Source organism: gamma proteobacterium symbiont of Axiagastus rosmarus, assembly GCF_059730925.1.
Window position 1 is genome coordinate 72,434 of sequence record NZ_AP035926.1, and the last position, 17,446, is coordinate 89,879.

16 protein-coding genes are annotated in these 17,446 nt (G+C 59.6%); 12 read left to right on the forward strand and 4 right to left on the reverse strand.

Features of this window, described 5'->3' with window-relative positions; all coding sequences use genetic code 11:
* Nucleotides 1–19 precede the first annotated feature (19 nt).
* The gene (locus tag AC6I8F_RS19785) at nt 20–700 is read right to left on the reverse strand and encodes an O-methyltransferase (RefSeq protein WP_498029029.1); all 681 of its coding nucleotides are present in this window, start codon (nt 698–700) and stop codon (nt 20–22) included.
* Nucleotides 701–793: 93 nt separating this feature from the next.
* Between AC6I8F_RS19785 and AC6I8F_RS19790 the strand changes: the two genes are divergently transcribed.
* The gene (locus tag AC6I8F_RS19790; RefSeq protein ID WP_058775568.1) at nt 794–1,432 is read left to right on the forward strand and encodes a TetR/AcrR family transcriptional regulator; all 639 of its coding nucleotides are present in this window, start codon (nt 794–796) and stop codon (nt 1,430–1,432) included.
* 135 nt (nt 1,433–1,567) lie between these two features.
* Nucleotides 1,568–2,389, forward strand: coding sequence for a Cof-type HAD-IIB family hydrolase (locus AC6I8F_RS19795; protein ID WP_021508741.1), 822 nt, complete (start codon nt 1,568–1,570; stop codon nt 2,387–2,389).
* Between the two features lie 86 nt (nt 2,390–2,475).
* On the opposite strand, the gene AC6I8F_RS19800 is transcribed toward AC6I8F_RS19795, so the two are convergent.
* The gene (locus AC6I8F_RS19800; RefSeq protein WP_058770471.1) at nt 2,476–2,904 is read right to left on the reverse strand and encodes a winged helix-turn-helix transcriptional regulator; all 429 of its coding nucleotides are present in this window, start codon (nt 2,902–2,904) and stop codon (nt 2,476–2,478) included.
* Nucleotides 2,905–3,012: 108 nt separating this feature from the next.
* Here AC6I8F_RS19800 and AC6I8F_RS19805 point away from each other — a divergent pair, with 108 nt between their 5' ends.
* The 3 genes from AC6I8F_RS19805 (at nt 3,013) to AC6I8F_RS19815 (ending at nt 7,327) form a co-directional block, all read left to right on the forward strand.
* A complete protein-coding gene (locus tag AC6I8F_RS19805; RefSeq protein WP_058758677.1) occupies nt 3,013–4,062 on the forward strand; it encodes an NAD(P)-dependent alcohol dehydrogenase in 1,050 nt (349 codons plus the stop codon).
* Nucleotides 4,063–4,242: 180 nt separating this feature from the next.
* The gene (locus AC6I8F_RS19810; RefSeq protein ID WP_498028943.1) at nt 4,243–6,078 is read left to right on the forward strand and encodes a methyl-accepting chemotaxis protein; all 1,836 of its coding nucleotides are present in this window, start codon (nt 4,243–4,245) and stop codon (nt 6,076–6,078) included.
* 172 nt (nt 6,079–6,250) lie between these two features.
* A complete protein-coding gene (locus tag AC6I8F_RS19815; RefSeq protein ID WP_021508737.1) occupies nt 6,251–7,327 on the forward strand; it encodes a diguanylate cyclase in 1,077 nt (358 codons plus the stop codon).
* Here AC6I8F_RS19815 and AC6I8F_RS19820 read toward each other — a convergent pair whose 3' ends face one another.
* Both AC6I8F_RS19820 and AC6I8F_RS19825 read right to left on the reverse strand, forming a co-directional pair.
* Entirely contained in the window at nt 7,328–7,789 is a 462-nt protein-coding gene (locus AC6I8F_RS19820) for an OsmC family protein (RefSeq protein ID WP_058770475.1), read from the reverse strand.
* 129 nt (nt 7,790–7,918) lie between these two features.
* Nucleotides 7,919–8,689: a GntR family transcriptional regulator gene (locus AC6I8F_RS19825; protein ID WP_104187723.1), complete on the reverse strand. Its 771-nt coding sequence runs from the start codon at nt 8,687–8,689 to the stop codon at nt 7,919–7,921.
* A gap of 79 nt (nt 8,690–8,768) precedes the next feature.
* Here AC6I8F_RS19825 and AC6I8F_RS19830 point away from each other — a divergent pair, with 79 nt between their 5' ends.
* From AC6I8F_RS19830 to AC6I8F_RS19860, 7 genes are read left to right on the forward strand one after another with little or no spacing between them, the layout of a single operon-like run.
* Nucleotides 8,769–10,049 carry a M20 family metallopeptidase gene (locus AC6I8F_RS19830; RefSeq protein ID WP_498028944.1) on the forward strand — a complete coding sequence of 427 codons (1,281 nt, stop codon included), beginning with the start codon at nt 8,769–8,771 and terminating at the stop codon, nt 10,047–10,049.
* A 21-nt stretch (nt 10,050–10,070) separates the two neighbouring features.
* Complete coding sequence (locus AC6I8F_RS19835; protein ID WP_282955308.1) at nt 10,071–11,669, forward strand: ABC transporter substrate-binding protein; 1,599 nt, start codon at nt 10,071–10,073, stop codon at nt 11,667–11,669.
* A gap of 9 nt (nt 11,670–11,678) precedes the next feature.
* Nucleotides 11,679–12,626, forward strand: a complete 948-nt coding sequence (locus tag AC6I8F_RS19840; protein WP_021508731.1) for an ABC transporter permease — start codon at nt 11,679–11,681, stop codon at nt 12,624–12,626.
* The gene (locus AC6I8F_RS19845; RefSeq protein ID WP_282955309.1) at nt 12,619–13,449 is read left to right on the forward strand and encodes an ABC transporter permease; all 831 of its coding nucleotides are present in this window, start codon (nt 12,619–12,621) and stop codon (nt 13,447–13,449) included. The genes AC6I8F_RS19840 and AC6I8F_RS19845 overlap by 8 nt, the downstream gene beginning before the upstream one ends.
* Nucleotides 13,446–15,083, forward strand: coding sequence for a dipeptide ABC transporter ATP-binding protein (locus AC6I8F_RS19850; protein WP_282955310.1), 1,638 nt, complete (start codon nt 13,446–13,448; stop codon nt 15,081–15,083). The genes AC6I8F_RS19845 and AC6I8F_RS19850 overlap by 4 nt, the downstream gene beginning before the upstream one ends.
* A gap of 10 nt (nt 15,084–15,093) precedes the next feature.
* Complete coding sequence (locus AC6I8F_RS19855) at nt 15,094–16,323, forward strand: M20 family metallopeptidase (RefSeq protein WP_282955311.1); 1,230 nt, start codon at nt 15,094–15,096, stop codon at nt 16,321–16,323.
* Nucleotides 16,320–17,435, forward strand: a complete 1,116-nt coding sequence (locus AC6I8F_RS19860; protein ID WP_498028945.1) for a M24 family metallopeptidase — start codon at nt 16,320–16,322, stop codon at nt 17,433–17,435. The genes AC6I8F_RS19855 and AC6I8F_RS19860 overlap by 4 nt, the downstream gene beginning before the upstream one ends.
* Nucleotides 17,436–17,446: the final 11 nt, after the last annotated feature.

A 17,446-nucleotide genomic window follows, 5' to 3' on the forward strand; every position in this document is an offset into this window, starting at 1 on the left:
TAACATAAACGTGACGCTGTTAAGCGCCTTTATGTGGCGATCCCAGCCACATTGAAACTTCGACGCCATCAGCAAAAGGCAGCGAGGTATAGAGGCGGCTGCCGTGGACCATTTCCAGATATTCCGGGCTGAAATCGGCATCATCGGCCACAATCAGGGCACCCGGACGCAACCAGGGCTGCACCAGCTGCAAAATCTCCGGATAGATCGCCTTCGCGCCATCCAGCACCAGCATATCAACGCTGGCTGGCAGGTCCTGACTGAGCGTGTCCAGCGCATCGCCCACGCGAATTTCAATCAGGTCACTGACGCCAGCATCGGCAAAATGATTGCGCGCCAGCGCCACTTTGCCCGGTTCAAACTCGCTGGTGATGATGCGGCCACCGCCGTTATCGCGCACCGCCGCCGCCAGGTGCAGGGTGGAGAGACCAAACGAGGTACCAAACTCAACGATATGCTGCGCCCGGCTGCTGCGCGCCAGCATATACAGCAGTTTGCCGGTTTGCCGTGAGACCGCCAGCGGCACATCCTTTAAATGACCGTAGAGTTCGCGGTAATCGGTTTTGCTCTGCAGCAGACGCGTTTGCTCCTCATCGGACATCACGCGAAACGCTTCATTGGTGGGATGCGCCATGTTATCCGCCAGCTCAAACAGATAGTTAAGCAGCGGCGCCAGCGGCGCGGAAGTCAGGGTGTTCATCATCGGGGTTCCTGCATCAGAAGGTGGATTTTGCGTCAGGAACAGAATACGATTAATTACTCGCATTTCACTATTCGCGTTCAGGAGCAGACGATGGCCGCACAACGTAACGCTAAGATTTCTGAAAGAAAAAAGCCGCAGCAGGCGCGATCCAGTGAGCTGGTAGCAGCCATTTTGCAGGCGGCGACTCAGGTTCTGGAGCAGGAAGGTGCCACGCGCTTTACCACTGCCCGCGTGGCCGAACGGGCGGGCGTCAGTATTGGATCGCTGTACCAGTATTTTCCCAACAAGGCCGCTATCCTTTTCCGTCTGCAGAGCGAAGAGTGGCAGCGAACCGGCGATCTGCTGGGTTCGATTCTGCGCGACAGCGCATCCACGCCGCGTCAGCGCTTGCATCAGCTGACCTGGGCGTTCCTGCACTCAGAGTGTGAAGAGGCGGCGATGCGCACCGCACTGAATGATGCCGCGCCGCTTTACCGGGATGCGCCGGAAGTGCAGGCCGCGCGCGCCAATGGCGAGAATGTGATGTGCGAATTTCTGCAACAGCTGCTGCCGCAGCGTGACGCAGCTGAGGTGGCGCGGGCGGCGGATTTAATCAACAGTACGCTGGGTGACGTCGGCAAGCATTTTTCCGAATCGCCGCGCAGCGCAGCAGAAATTCAGGCTTACGCACGCGATATGGCAGACATGTTCTGTGCCTGGATCAGAGAAAAAGGGGCCGAATTGCAGTAAAAAATGGGCTGGAAATCTCTGAAAGCGGTTAACAAACTCATTATTCACATTCTCATTAATCCACACCGCGAGTAAGCTTGATAAAACCTTGGTAAAGCCGGATGGATTGACGGCACACAGAGACGGGAGAGCATGATGGCAGTAAAAATGATTGCGGTGGATATGGATGGGACATTTCTCGATGACAATAAGCAGTACAACGCGCAGCGTTTTGCGCGCCAGTACGCGCTGCTGAAGGAGAAAGGCATCCGTTTCGTGGTCGCCAGCGGCAATCAGTATTATCAGTTGCAGCACTATTTTCCCGCTATCAAAGATGAGATCGCCTTCGTGGCTGAAAACGGTGCCTGGGTGTCCGACAGCAACGAAGAAATTTTCTGCGGCGAGCTGGCGCCGGAGCGTGTTCATCAGGTGCTGGATATTCTCGCCAAAGAACCGGAGATCAGCACCGTGGTGTGCGGTCGCAACGGGGCTTATGTGCACAAGTCAATGCCGGATGAGGTGGTCGCCATGCTGGCCAATCACTATCGCCGGCTGGAGAAGCGCGACAGCCTGTACGATATCGACGATACCATTTTCAAGTTTTCGCTGAATCTGGCACACGAAGGTGTCGAGGCGCTGCTGGCGCGTCTGCACAGCGAACTGAACGCGATTGAAAACATCATGCATCCGGTCTCCAGCGGATTTGGCTTTGTCGATTTAATCATTCCCGGCTGTCATAAGGCGCACGGCATCGCGCTGCTGCAGGAGAAGTGGGGCATTGATGATTGTGAAGTGCTGGCGATTGGCGACAGCGCCAACGACATCGAAATGCTGCGCCAGGCCTGTTACAGCTTTGCCATGGCCAACGCCGCTGCACCGGTGGCAGCCGTCGCGCGGTATCGGACGGAAAGTAATAACGACGAGGGCGCTCTCAACGTCATCGCCCGCCTGCTGGCACGCGAAACGCCGTTTGGTTAACGGTCACCGGATCGATCCACGAACCGCGGCGCTATTTAGTGTGAGATAAATCGCGCCGCGACGAACAGTATGCGACCCGCGCGTGGTTATTCACTGGCGGATGACGCTGCAGGGCGGGCGTTTTCCGCCGGCGTGCCGCCTGCCGCGCGAAGGTTAGCTTCCATCTCATCCAGTGCCGCCTGGTTTTCTAATCCCCACTGATACATCTGCTCAATCGGCCGGGCGAAGGTCATCCCCAGTGCGGTCAGCCGGTAATCCACTTTCGGTGGAATCACTTCGTAAACCTGACGCGCAATTAAGCCGCGCTGCTCCAGCTCTTTCAGTGTCTGAAAAAGCATTTTTTTCGAAATCCCCTGCAGGCTACGCTGCAGTTCACCGGTACGGGCGCGCTGTCCCGGCCAGTGATACAACGCGTGCAGCACCATCGTGCTCCATTTCACCGAAAACAGATCCATCAGACGGCGCGGTGGCGAATCCGCATAGAAAACCAGTTTGCCATCAACCCAGGCAGGCATCGCACTCTCCTTTATGGTCACCAAATGGTGACTACTATCAATTCTGCACCGCGTTGATTATAGTCTGCCGCCTTCATTCAGCCCACATCAGAATTTGAGGAAGGCATCATGAAAATTAACGCACTGGTGGCGCAGGATGCAGCGCAACCGCTGGCTGCCGGCCAGATTACCTTGCGTCCGCTGCAGCAGCAGGACGTAAAAATTGAAATTCTTTACTGCGGCGTATGCCATTCCGATTTGCACATGGCACGCAATGAGTGGGCGGTCAGTCGTTATCCGCTGGTGCCGGGCCACGAGATCGTTGGACGCGTGCTGGAGACCGGAACTCAGGTTACGCGTTTCAAAGCCGGTGATGTGGTTGGCGTGGGCGTGATGGTGGATTCCTGCCGTGCCTGCCACTTCTGCCAGCAGCAGGAAGAGCAGTACTGCGAAGCGGGCTTCACCGCCACTTACAACGGCATCGATAAATACACCGGCGACAGCACCTGGGGCGGCTACGCGCAGAATGTGGTGGTCGATCAGCATTTTGTCGTGTCGATCCCGCAAAATCTGGCGCTGGCGGGCGTGGCACCGCTGCTGTGTGCGGGCGTGACGGTGTGGTCACCGCTGCGCCATTTTGGCGTCAAAGCCGGCGATAACGTCGGGGTAGTGGGGCTGGGTGGTTTGGGCCACATGGCGGTAAAACTGGCCAGCGCGCTGGGCGCTGAGGTTACCCTGTTTACTACCTCGCCGGAAAAAGGTGCTGACGCACGTCGTCTTGGTGCGACGCGCGTGGTGGTGTCGCGTGATGCCGCGCAGATGGCGGCATGCCAGACCTCGCTTGATTTCATCATTGACTGCGTGGCGGCACCGCACGATCTCGATCCTTACCTCGCGACGCTGAAGACCAATGGTCGTCTGGTGCTGGTCGGCATTCCTGACCAACCGCATCAGTCGCCGAACGTCACGCCGCTGGTGTTTCGCCGTCTGAGCATCAGCGGTTCATCCATCGGTAGCATCAAAGAGACCCAGGAGATGCTGGATTTCTGCGGCGAGCATAACATCACGGCAGATATTGAGCTGATCGCCGGTGAAGAGATCGAAACGGCCTTCGCGCGTATGCTGAAGGGCGAGGTGAAGTACCGTTTCGTCATTGATATGCTGGCAACTCGCTGGTAATTGCCCACCATGGCTGGCGATTTCAGGCTGAAATCGCCGGCCTTGCTATGAATAGGCTACTCTGGCAGGACCGCTTTTATGACACAGCACATTTTCGCCCCGCAACAGTAAACAATTCCCGTTACGGTCCGATAACCCCTTCTGCAAACTTAACAAAAACAACAATGACAGGAGCGAGACATGGGACTGGTCTCCCGATTACGGAATGTGCGCATTACGCGCAAGCTGGCGGCGGGCTTCGGCATCGTCCTGCTGCTGGTGGCGCTGGCCACAGCGCTCAGCGTGCAACGATTCAACCAGATTCACGACATCTATCAGAAAACCAATCTGATTTATGACATCAACATTGAAGTCTTTCAGGCCAAAATCAATCGTCTTAAATACCTGTACGGCGAGGACAAAGCGGGCGGCACCATGACGGATTACGTCACGCACGCACAGCAACTGACGCAGCAGGCCCAGCAGTTGCCGTGGACGGCGGACGCCAGAGGGTTGCTCAACGATGTCGCCAGCCAACTTGCCCGTTTTCAGCACAGCATCACCGCCATGACCCAGGCAACCCAACAGCTCAACGAGCTGCGCAGCCAGCTGGATGCGCTGAGCCAGCAGGACATGACGTCGCGCTATACCGGGCTAATCCGGACCCCCGTCAGCTCACCCGAAGTCACCAACCAGATTTATCAGCTGCTGTTTGCTATCAGTAATGTGCGCGAAGAGGCCTGGGCGCTGCGCTTCAACGTCAGCGAGGCACTGCGCAATAAACTGGAACATGATTTTCAGCGCGCCGGGCAGGACATGAACACGCTATTGACCCAGTTGCCGGCGGAGCAGCAGGGCGGATTTAACGCGCTATGGCAGGATACCGGACGTTTCAAAGATCTGAGCCTGCAGGCGGCAGCGATTTACGGCCAGCTGCGCGGCGCGGAAAACACCGTCAAAGTGGCGGGCGATAACAGCAGCGCGGCGATCAAACAGATCATCGCCCTGGTTAAGGCGCGTAACGATGAACTGGCTAACGGGTCAGCGGCGCTCTCGCTGCTGATTGGCAGCCTGGCAATAGTGCTGGGCGTGCTGGTGGCCTGGACCATTATCCGGCAGATTACGCGCCCGGTGTTCCACAACCTCGCGCTGGCGGAACGCATTGCCAGCGGCGACCTCAGCTCGCAGTTTGTCACTAATCGCCAGGACGAGCTCGGCCAGCTCACCTCTGCCATGGGACGCATGAATGCGCGGCTGCGCGGCATGATTGGCGAGGTGCTGCACAGCGTCAGCAATGTGTCGCAGGCTGCCAGCACTATACATCAGGGAAACCTGGAGTTGTCGTCGCGCACCGCCCAGCAATCGGCTGCGGTGGTGGAAACCGCCGCCAGCATGGAGCAGCTCACCGCCACGGTGAAAAATAATGCCAGCAATGCGCGTCTCGCCAGCCAGATCGCGGCGGAAGCGACGCATAACGCCAGTCAGGGCGGTATCGCGGTGCATGACGTCGTCAGCACCATGGGCGAGATTTCTGATAGTTCAAAGAAAATTGCCGAGATTACTGCGGTGATCAACAGCATCGCCTTCCAGACCAATATCCTGGCGCTCAACGCGGCGGTTGAAGCCGCCCGCGCCGGCGAGCAGGGGCGAGGCTTTGCCGTGGTCGCCAGCGAAGTGCGTAATCTGGCACAGCGCAGTGCCGGAGCCGCGAAAGATATTGAGCGACTGATTGGCGAATCGGTAGGGCGTATCAGTAACGGCCATCAGCAGGTAGCGCGCGCGGGTGAAACGATGGAGCAGATTGTCAGTAGCATCGCACGCGTGAATGAAATCATGGCGGAGATCGCGGCTGCTTCTGATGAGCAGAGCCGCGGCATTGAGCAAATCGCGCGCGCGGTAGGTGAGCTGGACGGTACCACCCAGCAAAATGCGTCGCTGGTCAGCGCGTCATCCCATTCAGCACAGGCGCTGGAAGAGCAGGCATTCATGCTGCAGCGGCTGGTCAGCCAGTTTCGTTTGCAGGGAGCTGCAAGCTAACTACACGCACAGCGGCAGCGAACTTCACCCGCTGGCCGCTGCTGCTATTGGCGGCTAAGCGCTTCCTACTTACGTGTCGCCAATGTGCAAGGCGAAAATTCTTAAAAAAAGTCGCCGCAGGTCGACTTTTTCCCGATACACTGCCATTTTTGTCGACCTGAATTTTCCGTGAATGAATTACTACTCGCCTGATGAAAACCATTTGAAGCGCCGGTCAAAACGCTTCGTTCGTCGTATGTTCATCATGCGTCAGCTCGGCACGATCCTCTGTTTCTTTCCGATTCTCTCGGTGTTGCTGGAAATGCAGCGCGGACTGGCATTCAGTGCACTGCTGTTTGTGAACGCCTTTTTCTGGCCATGGCTGGCGTATCAGCGTGCGCTTCGTGCCGAAGACTCAACCGGTACCGAACGCCAGAATCTGACGCTGGATGCCGCCTTTGGCGGAATCTGGGTAGCGCTGATGGCGTTAAGCCCGATGCCCTCTTTTGTCATCATGGCGGTGCTGGCATCGGATCGCTATGCCGCTGGCGGCGGCGCGCAGCTGATTGCCGCCATACAGGCATTTTTGTGCGGGTTTATTATGGTGTGGCTGCTGGATGGCACCAGCGTACATCTGGCGTTCAGCACGCAAACCGTCTGGCTGACGCTGCCGCTGGCCACCTGTTACATGCTGGTACTCAGCGTGGCTTCCTACAATCTCACCTGGCATTTACGCACCCGCAACCGTGAACTGGAGCGCATCGCGCTGATGGATCCCGGCCTGAAAATTCCTAACCGTCGCCTGTTTGAGCGGCGGCTGGAGAGTGAATTTCTCAGCACGCGGCGCGGCGATAGCAGCGGCTATCTGCTGTTGCTGGATGTCGATCACTTCAAAGTGGTCAATGATAGCTGGGGTCATGAGGCGGGCGATTTTCTGCTGGCCGAGATCTCGGCGCTGCTGCGCAACTATGTCGGGCTGCAGGACATTCCGGCGCGCTTTGGCGGCGATGAGCTGGGCGTTATCGTGCATCAGGCCAGCGATGAATCGGTGGTGGAGCTGGCCGAAAGGCTAAAAGAGAAGATTGCCCAGCTGCGCTTACCGGCCTCGGCAGAGTTTCGCTGCTCGGTCAGTATCGGTATTGCGCCTGCGGTCAGCGCCGAATCGTTAAGCGACTGGCTGCGCCATGCGGATGAAGCGCTGTATGAAGTGAAGCGCGCCGGGCGCAACGGCGTGCGGCTGTGGCAAACGCCGCTGGCCCGCGCATCATAATCAGAAAAATTCAGGATCGCAGTTTACCGGAAAATTCAGCGAGTTAGCGATGAAGCAGGCTTCGTGTGCCTGATGATGCAATGCCCGCGCGCGATCGGCATCCGCTGGGTCGCGCAGTTTGATGCGCGGCTTCAGCGTGATATCGGTAAAGCGGCCACGCGCCCCCTCGACCATGTTCCCTTCGGCAGCATCTTCATACTCCTCCACCACAATGCCGGCATCGGCGCACAGGTGTAAATACCACAGCTTATGGCAGGCCGCCGCAGACGCCAGCAGCAATTCCTCAGGATTCCAGCGCGTTTTATCCCCACGAAATGCCGGATCGGCACTCAGCAAAATGGGCGGTTTATCGGGTGCCTGTAATTCACTGTCACGATCGTAAGCGGTATAAGAAGCTGTGCCATCGCCGCGATTGCCGCTCCAGCGAAGGTGAATCTGGTAATGGTGCTGCCGTGCTGCCATGGGAAATGTCCTGTTCAGTGAGATCACCTTAGCGGTTGTTATTCACAACGTTCGCTACGTTTTGGTGCAAATTAATAAGGTGCGCGTCGATGCGCATCTGAAACACCTTACAGTAAAACATCTACGTAATCAGCGTATCTCATTGACATACATAAAGTGTTCAGTGCTGAAACGGTGATGCGCAAGAATCACCGGCGTGGCGCTTTGATCAAATGAGACCTCATCGATCACCATCACCGCGTGCGGCAGAGCAAGTTCCAGCAGGCTGGCATCTTCTTCTGTAGCGAGCGTAGCGCTGATCTGCTCGCGTACCGCCGCAACACGCACATCGTACTGCTCAAACAGGTAACGATACAGCAGCTGCGGTAGCTGTTCCGCCGGTGGAAAGTCGGGCAGACGCGCGGCGGGCAGCACCAGCGTTTCATGCATGGCCGCAATGCCCTTCACCCGGCGCAGGCGTTTCAGGCGAATCACTGCGTCACCTGGTGCGATCTGCAGCTTATCGGCCTCGTCGGCGCTGGCGCGGCTGTGCTGATACTCCAGCAGTCGCGTTTCCGACTGCAGCAAACCGCCCGATTTGTCATGCAGACGAAAATAGTGAAAGAAATGGCTGAGGTTATGCAGCGGCGCCCAGCCGGTCACCACCGTGCCGGTTTTGCGCCGGCGCATCAGCATCCCTTCCGTCGTAAGCGCCGCCAGCGCTTTGCGCACCGTACCGACCGAGACACCGAACTTCGCCGCCAGACTGTTTTCACTGGGCAAAATGGTGCCTGCCGGCAGTTCGCCCTGCAGGATGGATTCACTGATATGGCGCTTCACTACTTCGTACAGCGGAGCGCCTTCGCCTTCGTTCAGGCGACTGAATTGAGGAACGTCGTGCGCGTCATAGTTTTTTTGCATGTTTCCGATTACCGATTGACCCCAGCTGTTCATTTGCATTATCTATAAACTATATAGAAATACAATAAGTGAACAGTTTATGCAGGAAAATTCATCACTACAGCGCGCTCTGACCCATATCGCCGACGATCAGGCGCAGATTCTTGACGATCTGCAACACATGCTGGCGGTGGATACCTGCTTCCCGCCCGGACTGGGTTACGCAGCATTCGCCGACCTGCTGAGCACGATGCTGCAGCCGCTGCATTTTAACCTGCAGCGCGTTTCGGTGCCCGACGCGCTGTGGCAGACGCCGGACGGCAGCGCGCAGGGCGAGCGGGTGAATCTGCTGGCCGCGCTGGATGCCGGCGCGGCTGAAAACTGCAATCTCTACTTTCACACCGATACGGTTCCGGCCGGTGATGGCTGGCGCTTTCCGCCGCTGGCGCTCAGCGTGGCGGAAAACAAGCTGTTCGGACGCGGCGCCGCGGACATGAAAGGCACCATCGTGGCCGCGCTGGCTGCGGTGCGGGCCGCGCAGCGCTATCAGCTCAGCCTGCGCTATAACCCGGTGTTTTTACTCTGTACCGATGAAGAGGGCGGCCTTTATCCCGGTATTCGTTATCTGGCGGAGCAGCAGTTATTTCACGGTCACCTGCTCAGCTTCAACGGCGGCGCGGTGCCGCGCATCTGGGCCGGCTGCTTTGGCAGTATCGATATCAAAATTATCGTCAGCGGCCGCTCGGCGCACTCCGGCGATCCGCTGCAGGGTATCAATGCTATTGAGGCTGCGCTTCCGCTGATGAATGCGCTGTATCAGCTGAAAGGCGAGGTGGAACAGCGGGTTTCGGCAATGCCCGCGCCGCCGCATTATCAGGGCCAGCCGCTCACCGCCTTACTGACGCTGGCCGCCGCGCACGGTGGCAGTAAAGGCTCCACCATTCCGGAACGCTTCGAGCTGCTGGTTAATCGCCGCTATGCGCCGGAAGAGCCTTTTGCCGACGTGTGGCAGGAGCTGACGCAGTGCGTGGATAAGGCGATGCAGGGCAGCGCCGCCAGTGACGTCACGCTACAACTGATTGGCCATCTGGCGCCGGTCGCCGATCCCACCGGTCCGCACTGGCCGCGCTGGCAGGCGGCGCTCAGCCAGGGCTTCGGCTTCCCGCCAGCAGAATTCAAAGCCTGGGGATCCGCCACCAGCTCGGATATGGGCTGGGTACAGCAGGCCGGCATTCAGGAAATTCTGCTGGGCGGACTTGCCCGTCCCGATAACCGCATTCATGCCGCCGATGAATACACCACGATGACAGATGTTATTGCACTTTCGCAGTCGATTCTGGCGTATCTCGCCAATGATTTTCAGCCAACCCAAGGTAATTAATAAACCAACGAGGAACAGAAGATGTGCGCCATGAAAGGGTTAAACCGCAGACAGTTTATCGCCAGTTCAACCGCCCTGACCGGAGCGGCGCTGCTGCCCTGGTCATTCAGTGCCTCGGCTGCCGCCGTTGCCAGCGCGACCCCGGGCGGCACGCCGCGTAAAGGTGGCGTATTGCGCATCAGCGTTGACCAGGCGGTCAGCGTGCTCAATCCCCATCAGGTGCGGGTTAATCCGGAATATCTGGTGGCAGAGCTGTTGTATAGCGGCTTAACCCGCCTGACGCAGGCGATGAAAGCGGAAGGCGATCTGGCGCAGTCCTGGCAGCCGAACGACGACTTAACCCAGTGGACCTTCACGCTGCGGCCCGATCTGCGCTTCAGCGACGGTTCGCCGCTCACCGCAGCGGACGTGGTCGCCAGCCTGCAGGCACTGCTGGACCCGAAAAACGCCTCACCGGCGCTGCACAACATCGGCCCGATTAAAACGGTAAGCGCCAAAGACAACAACACCATCCTGATTGAGACCGAGGCGCCTTATGCCGATCTGCCGGTGATGCTGGCCTATCCGGATGCCAAAATTATCCCGGCGCATATCGCGCAGGGGCAGTACGACAAGCTGAGTAGCGCCTCGCTGGGGGCCGGGCCGTTCCAGCTGGTGTCTTACGATCCGGAACGCAAAATCGTGGTGAAACGCAACCCGCACTATTACGACGCCACGCGGCCGTATCTGGATGGCGTGGAAGTGGTGGTGTATCCCGACGCTATCGCTGAAAGCTCCGCGCTGATCGCCGGCGATACCGATCTGATGCTGAGTGCGCAGTCGAGCGAGTTTGCCCGCTTAGCCAAATCGGCGGGCGTGCTGCCGCTGCGCGTGGCATCCGGTCAGTTTCTTAACGTCAACATGGGCTGCGATCAAAAGCCGTTTAATGATGTGCGCGTCCGCCAGGCGCTGGCGTTATGCGTGGACCGCCAGGCATCAGTGGATTTTGTCGCAGACGGTCTGGGGTCGCCGGGTAACGACACGCCGATCAACGCCGCTTATCCGTATTACGCGCAGCTGACGCAAAAAGCGCTGGACTACAGCAAGGCCAAAGCGCTGCTGGCGGAGGCCGGTTATCCCAATGGGCTGGATTTAACGCTTATCGCCTCAGACAAGCCGTCAACCCGCACCCAGTTGGGGGTTGCCCTGCGGGAGATGGCGAAACCGGGCGGTTTCCGTATCAATGTGCAGACCATGGCGCACAGCACCTATCTCGATCAGGTGTGGAAGAAGGGCAATTTCTACGTCGGCTTTTACAACATGCAGCCGACGCCAGATGCGGTGTTTTCTCTGCTCTATACCTCAACGGCGGCGTGGAACGAAACGCGCTGGAACAATGCGGCTTTCGACGGTGCGGTGATGGCGGCGCGCGAAACCAATGATGAAACGCTGCGCACCCAGCTGTACGGCAAAGCGCAGCAGCTGATGCACGACGAGGTGCCCTCGTTAATCCCGACCTTCTTTGATTTGCTGGCTGCCAGTCGTGAGCACGTGGCGGGCTATCATCTGCATCCGCGCGGTGCGGTGTTCCGCCTCGATCATGTCTGGCTGACCGCTAACGCGCCAAAGCGCAGCCTGTAAGGAGCGACCGTGACAGCAAGTTACCTGCTTAAACGCCTGCTGCTGATGATTTACACGCTGCTGGTGGTGTCGCTGCTGGTGTTTGGCATCACTCAGCTGCTGCCCGCCGATGCCGCGGTCACGCTGCTGGGACAAAACGCCACGCCGGAAGCGCTGGCGGCGGTGCGGGCGCGGCTTGGGCTGGATGCGCCCGCCTGGCTGCAATACTGGCACTGGCTGACACAGGCGTTGCAGGGCAACTTTGGCGTGTCGATGCGCAATGGCCTGGCGGTCGGGCCAACGCTGCTGACGGCGCTGTCGCGCTCGCTGCTGCTGGCGCTGTGCGCCCTGTTGCTGATGCTGGTGATCGCCATTCCGCTCGGCATCTGGGCGGCCGTGCGTCGCGGTAAGACTGCCGATGTGCTGGTCAGTGTGATCTCGTACATGGGCATCTCGTTTCCGGAATTCGTCACCGCCACGCTGGTGCTGCTGCTGTTTGCCGATGTCTGGCAGATTCTGCCCGCTACCGGCTACGTGCCGCTCAGCGAAAATTTTATCAGCGGTATTCAGCACCTGATTCTGCCGTCGATCACCGTTGCGCTGATTCTGGTGGCACACGTTTCGCGCATGGTGCGCTCAGAAATGGTTGACGTGCTGCACACCGACTACGTTCGCGCCGCGTGGCTGAAAGGCCTGTCGCGCCGGCGCATCCTGTGGCGCCATGCACTGCGCAATGGCCTGTTGCCCACCATCACCATTGTGGCGCTCGACGTCGGCTATCTGCTGGGCGGGATTGTGGTGGTGGAGGAGATTTTTGCCATTCCCGGTATTGGCCGGGAGCTGATTGTCGCGGTACAGGCGCGCGATTTGCCCACCATTCAGGCCGGCGTGATGATCCTCGCGGCAACCTATGCCGTGGTGAATTTCCTCGCGGATTTGGCCTACGTCATGCTCGATAAGCGGATTTCCTATGCCTGAAATACTGAAACGATTACTGCGCTCGCCGCAGGGTGCGGCGGGTGTGCTGATTCTGCTGCTGGCGCTGCTGATGGTGGCGGGCGGCGCGCACGTGGCACCGTTTGATCCGGAAGCGATCTCGATTCTGACGCGTTATCGCCCGCCCGGCGCGGAACATTGGTTCGGCACCGATCAGCTGGGGCGCGACATTTTCAGCCGGGTGCTGGTCGGCGCGCGATCCACCATTTTGCTGTCGCTGCTGGCGACCGCGCTGGCGATGGTTATTGGTTCGGTGCTGGGCACCGCCAGCGCCTACCTGGGTGGCAAAGTGGATGAATTCCTGATGCGCACCATGGATGCGGTGATGGCGATTCCCAGCCTGCTGTTTGCGCTGCTGATTGTCAGCACCCTGGGGCAGAGCAGCATGAACGCCGTGCTGGCTATCACCATCGCCTTCGTGCCGGGCATGGTGCGCATTGCGCGCAGCGTGGCGCTGGCGGCGCGTCAGCAGGACTACATCAGCGCCGCCATCGCACGCGGCGAAGCGGGTTACTACATCATTCTGAGCGAAATGCTGCCGAACATTCTCGCGCCGATCATCGTGGAAGCGACCATTCGCGTGGCATTCGCCATCATGCTGTTTGCCACGCTGAGCTTTCTCGGCCTCGGCGCGCAGCCGCCCGAGCCGGAGTGGGGGCTGATGGTGTCCGAGGCGCGCAGCTATTTCTTTAAAGCACCGTGGATGATGATGATCCCCGGTCTGGCTATCGCGCTGGTGGCGATTGGCTTCAACCTGCTGGGTGATGGCCTGCGTGATGTGTTAAATCCAGGGAGCCACAAATGAAGAGTCCGCACAACCCGGTGCTGTCGGTGGACAATTACAGCCTCGATTATGCGTTAGCGCGCGGCCATTCGCTGCCGGTACTGCGCGATATCACCCTGCAGGTGATGCCGGGCGAAGTGCTGGGGCTGGTGGGGGAATCCGGCTCCGGCAAGACTACCCTTGGCTGGGCGATCATGCGCTGGCTGGCCAGTAACGCACGCGAGCAGGCGGGTGATATCCGGCTGAACGGCGAAAGCCTGCTGCAGCTGCCAGCGCACCAACTGATGGCGCTGCGCGGTAAAAAGCTTGGCATGATTTTTCAGGATCCCAGCGCGTCGCTGAACCCGACGCTGACGCTGGGTGAACAGGTCACCGAAGTGCTGCGCCGTCATCGTGGGCTGTCAGCGCGCGAAGCGCAGCAACTGGGGGAGTCGCTGCTGCGCGATGTCGAGCTGAAGCACCCGGCACGCATGATGCAGCGCTATCCGCATCAGGTTTCCGGCGGTGAGAAGCAGCGCATCCTGATCGCTACCGCCTTCGCCTGCCAGCCGGACTGCCTGATTTTTGATGAGCCGACCACGGCGCTGGACGTCATCAGCTCGGCGCAAATCCTCGATCTTTACGAGCGACTGCGCGCCGAGACCGGCGTCGCATCGCTGTATATCTCACACGATCTGGCGCTGGTGGCGAAAGTGGCCGACCGGGTGTGCGTGCTGGAGCAGGGCCGCATCGTCGAGCAGGCCGCGACGCGCACGCTGTTCAGCGCGCCCGCGCATGCGTATACGCGCAAACTGATTGCCGCGGTGCCGGATCCGCAGCATCGGCTGGTCGCGGATGCGGCCGGCAGTCAGCCGCTGCTCAGCCTGCAGGCGATGACGATTGATTATGGCCAGCACGGCGTGCTCGATCGGCTGCTGAAACGCGAAGCGAACACGACGCGGGCCGCCAATGCGGTTTCGCTGACGGTGCATCAGGGCGAAATTCTCGGCGTGGTCGGCGAGTCCGGTTCGGGCAAATCTTCGCTCGGTAAGGCGATAACCGGCCTGGTGCCGTTCACTGGCAGCATCGACTTCTGCGGCGCGACGTTATATGGCCGCGCGCAGATGGACCCGGCGTATCGCCGTCGCGTGCAGATGATTTTTCAGCATCCGGACGCTTCACTCAATCCGCGCATGACCGTCGGCGAAATCATCGCCCGTCCGCTGCGGCTGTATGGACTGCCACCAGGAGAAAGCGAGGCGCAGGCGGTGGCGCGTCTGCTGCAGGAAGTGCGGCTGCCCGCGGAATTTGCCAGCCGCTATCCGCACGCGCTGTCGGGGGGGCAAAAGCAGCGCGTGGCGATTGCGCGCGCCTTCGCTAACCCGCCGGACCTGGTGATTTGCGATGAAATCACGGCGGCGCTGGATGTGTCGGTGCAGGCCACCATTATCGAGCTGCTGCTGGAGCTGCGCCGTCGCTACGGCACGGCGTATCTGTTCATCACCCACGATCTCAATCTCATCCGCCAGATCGCGCATCGCGTGGCGGTGATGTATCGCGGCGATGTGGTGGAAGTGCTGCCCGGCGAGAATATGCGGGCTCAGGCACAGCATCCTTACACCCGTGCACTGCTTGATGCCGTGCACATCCCTGATCTAACCCAATCCGTGGCATAACGAGAAGCGCATGAACCCTGAACAGTTAATTCATCACATCGATCGTGAATACTGCCTCGCTTTCCTGGCAAAAATGGTGCAGCACAAAAGTTACAGTGCCACCGAGGGCGAACGCGAATTAGCCCGCTATATGGCACAACAGATGGCGCAGCTGGGACTGGAGACTGAACTGCAGCCGGTGGCCGGCGATCGGCTGAACGCCATTGGGCGGCTGACCGGCAGCGGAGGCGGCCACAGCCTGCTGTTCAACGGTCATCTTGATACCAACCCGGTCACCGAAGGCTGGACCGTCGATCCCTGGGCGGGAAAAATCGACGAGCAGTTTATTTACGGCATCGGCGTTTCTAACATGAAAGCGGGCGATGCCGCCTATTTCTGCGCGCTGAAGACGTTGATTGATGCCGGCGTGAAGCTCAGGGGTGACGTGATCCTCACTTATGTGGTCGGCGAGTTACAGGGCGGCATCGGTACGCTGGCGGCGATTGAGCAGGGTATACGCGCCGACTATTTCATCAATGCCGAACCCACGGATTTACAGGCGCTGACCATGCATGCCGGCTCGCTGATGTTCACCATTGAACTGACCGGCGATACGCGCCATCTGTCAAAGCGTGAGGAGGCGGTCGACGCGATTGCGGCGGCGGTCGAACTGATTCCGCAGATCAATAACATCACTTTCAGCGGAGCGAAAAGCGCAGAACACCGCAAAATTAACCGTGGTCATATTGGCACCGTACACGGTGCGCTGGGGCGTGATTTGCAGGAGTGGCGGCCGCCGCAGGTCGCTGATTTTGTCCGCCTGAAAGGCTCCGCTCGCTTTGCGCCGGGGCAAACGGTGGACGGCGTGCTGGCCGATCTGCAGGCCCTGCTGGATGCACTGTGCCAGCGCTATCCGGGTCTGCAGGCGCAGCTGTTTGATGACGGCCTGCGCGATAAACCCACCATGCTGCCGTTTGAGGTGTCGCCGGAATCGCCAATCGTTAAAGCGGTCAATCGCGGCTGGCAGACTGTGCGCGGCACGCCGCAGCCCACCGGGGTGATCACGCCGCCCGCCTTCTACGGTACCGATGCGGCGCACCTGTATCAGCATGCGGGTATGGAGGGCATCGTGTGCGGGCCCGGCGGCAAGTACAACACCATGCCGGACGAGCGCGTTGAGATCAGTGAATTTCTCGATATGGTGCGTATCTATTTGCTGGCGATCCTCGACATCTGCCAGCCGGTTGAACCGGCGTCATGATCGCCGACGCGCTCTCACGGCTGCGCAGCGCCATGCTCGCCGCCGACATTGAGGTGATGCTGATCGATCATGGCGAACTGCTGGCATGGTTAACCGGTTATACCGTGTCGGAAACGCGTTATCGTGCCTGTCTGGTGCCGTTGCAGGACGAACCGTGGATGGTGTTGCGCCAGCTGGATGCCGCGCCGTGCCGCGCGCAGTCACCGCAGCTGGCGATTGACGCGTACCGTGATGAAGACGATCCGTGGCTGGCGGTGGCGCAAAGCCTGACGCGGCGAGGCTATCAGCGGGCGCGGCTGGGCGCGGATTATGCATCCTACGGCATGACGGTGCATAGCTGGCAGCAGCTGGCGCGCCATCTGCCCGGGGTGCGCTGGTGTGATGTCAGCGGTCTCAGCGACCGGCTGCGCAGCGTCAAATTTCAGGCTGAAATCGCCAGCTTACGCCAGGCCGCCAGCATTGCCGATGCCACGCTGGCCCAGCTGAGTGCGCAGGTGCAGGGCGGCTGGCGCGTGCGTGATGTCGCCGCGCTGGCGGCGGCACAATTTCTGCGGCTCGGTGCTGACAGCGGTGAAACCGGACCGATTGTTATCGCCAGCGGCGACAGCGGATTTTTGCATGCCAGCGGCCATGAGCAGCGTCTGCAAGCGGGCGATGTGCTGCACGTTGAGCTGATCCCTAAAGTGCGGCACTACAGCGCGCGCCTGATGCGTCCGCTGATTGTCGGTGAAATCTCTGCGGCGCGCGCGGCGCTGGCACAACAGCTGATCGCCATTCAGGATCGCCAGCTGCGGGCGATGAAGCCGGGCGTTGCGGCCTGTACGGTGGATGCCGTCGCGCGTGAGGCGGTGCTCAGCGCCGGGCTGCGTGAGGATTACAGCAACATCACTGGTTATGCGCTGGGTCTGTATACGCGCACCCCGCGTCCGAGCGATTTCAGCTGCTGTTTTCATCCTCAGGCGCCGTGGTTACTGGAGGAAAACATGGTGTTTCACATGTATATTTCAGCGCAGGGCCTCGCCTTCAGTGAAACCGTGCGCGTCACGGCACAGGGCGCAGAGCGACTCACCACGCTGCCGCGCCAGCCGTTTACGCTGCCGGCTAACAATTAACAGGATGATGT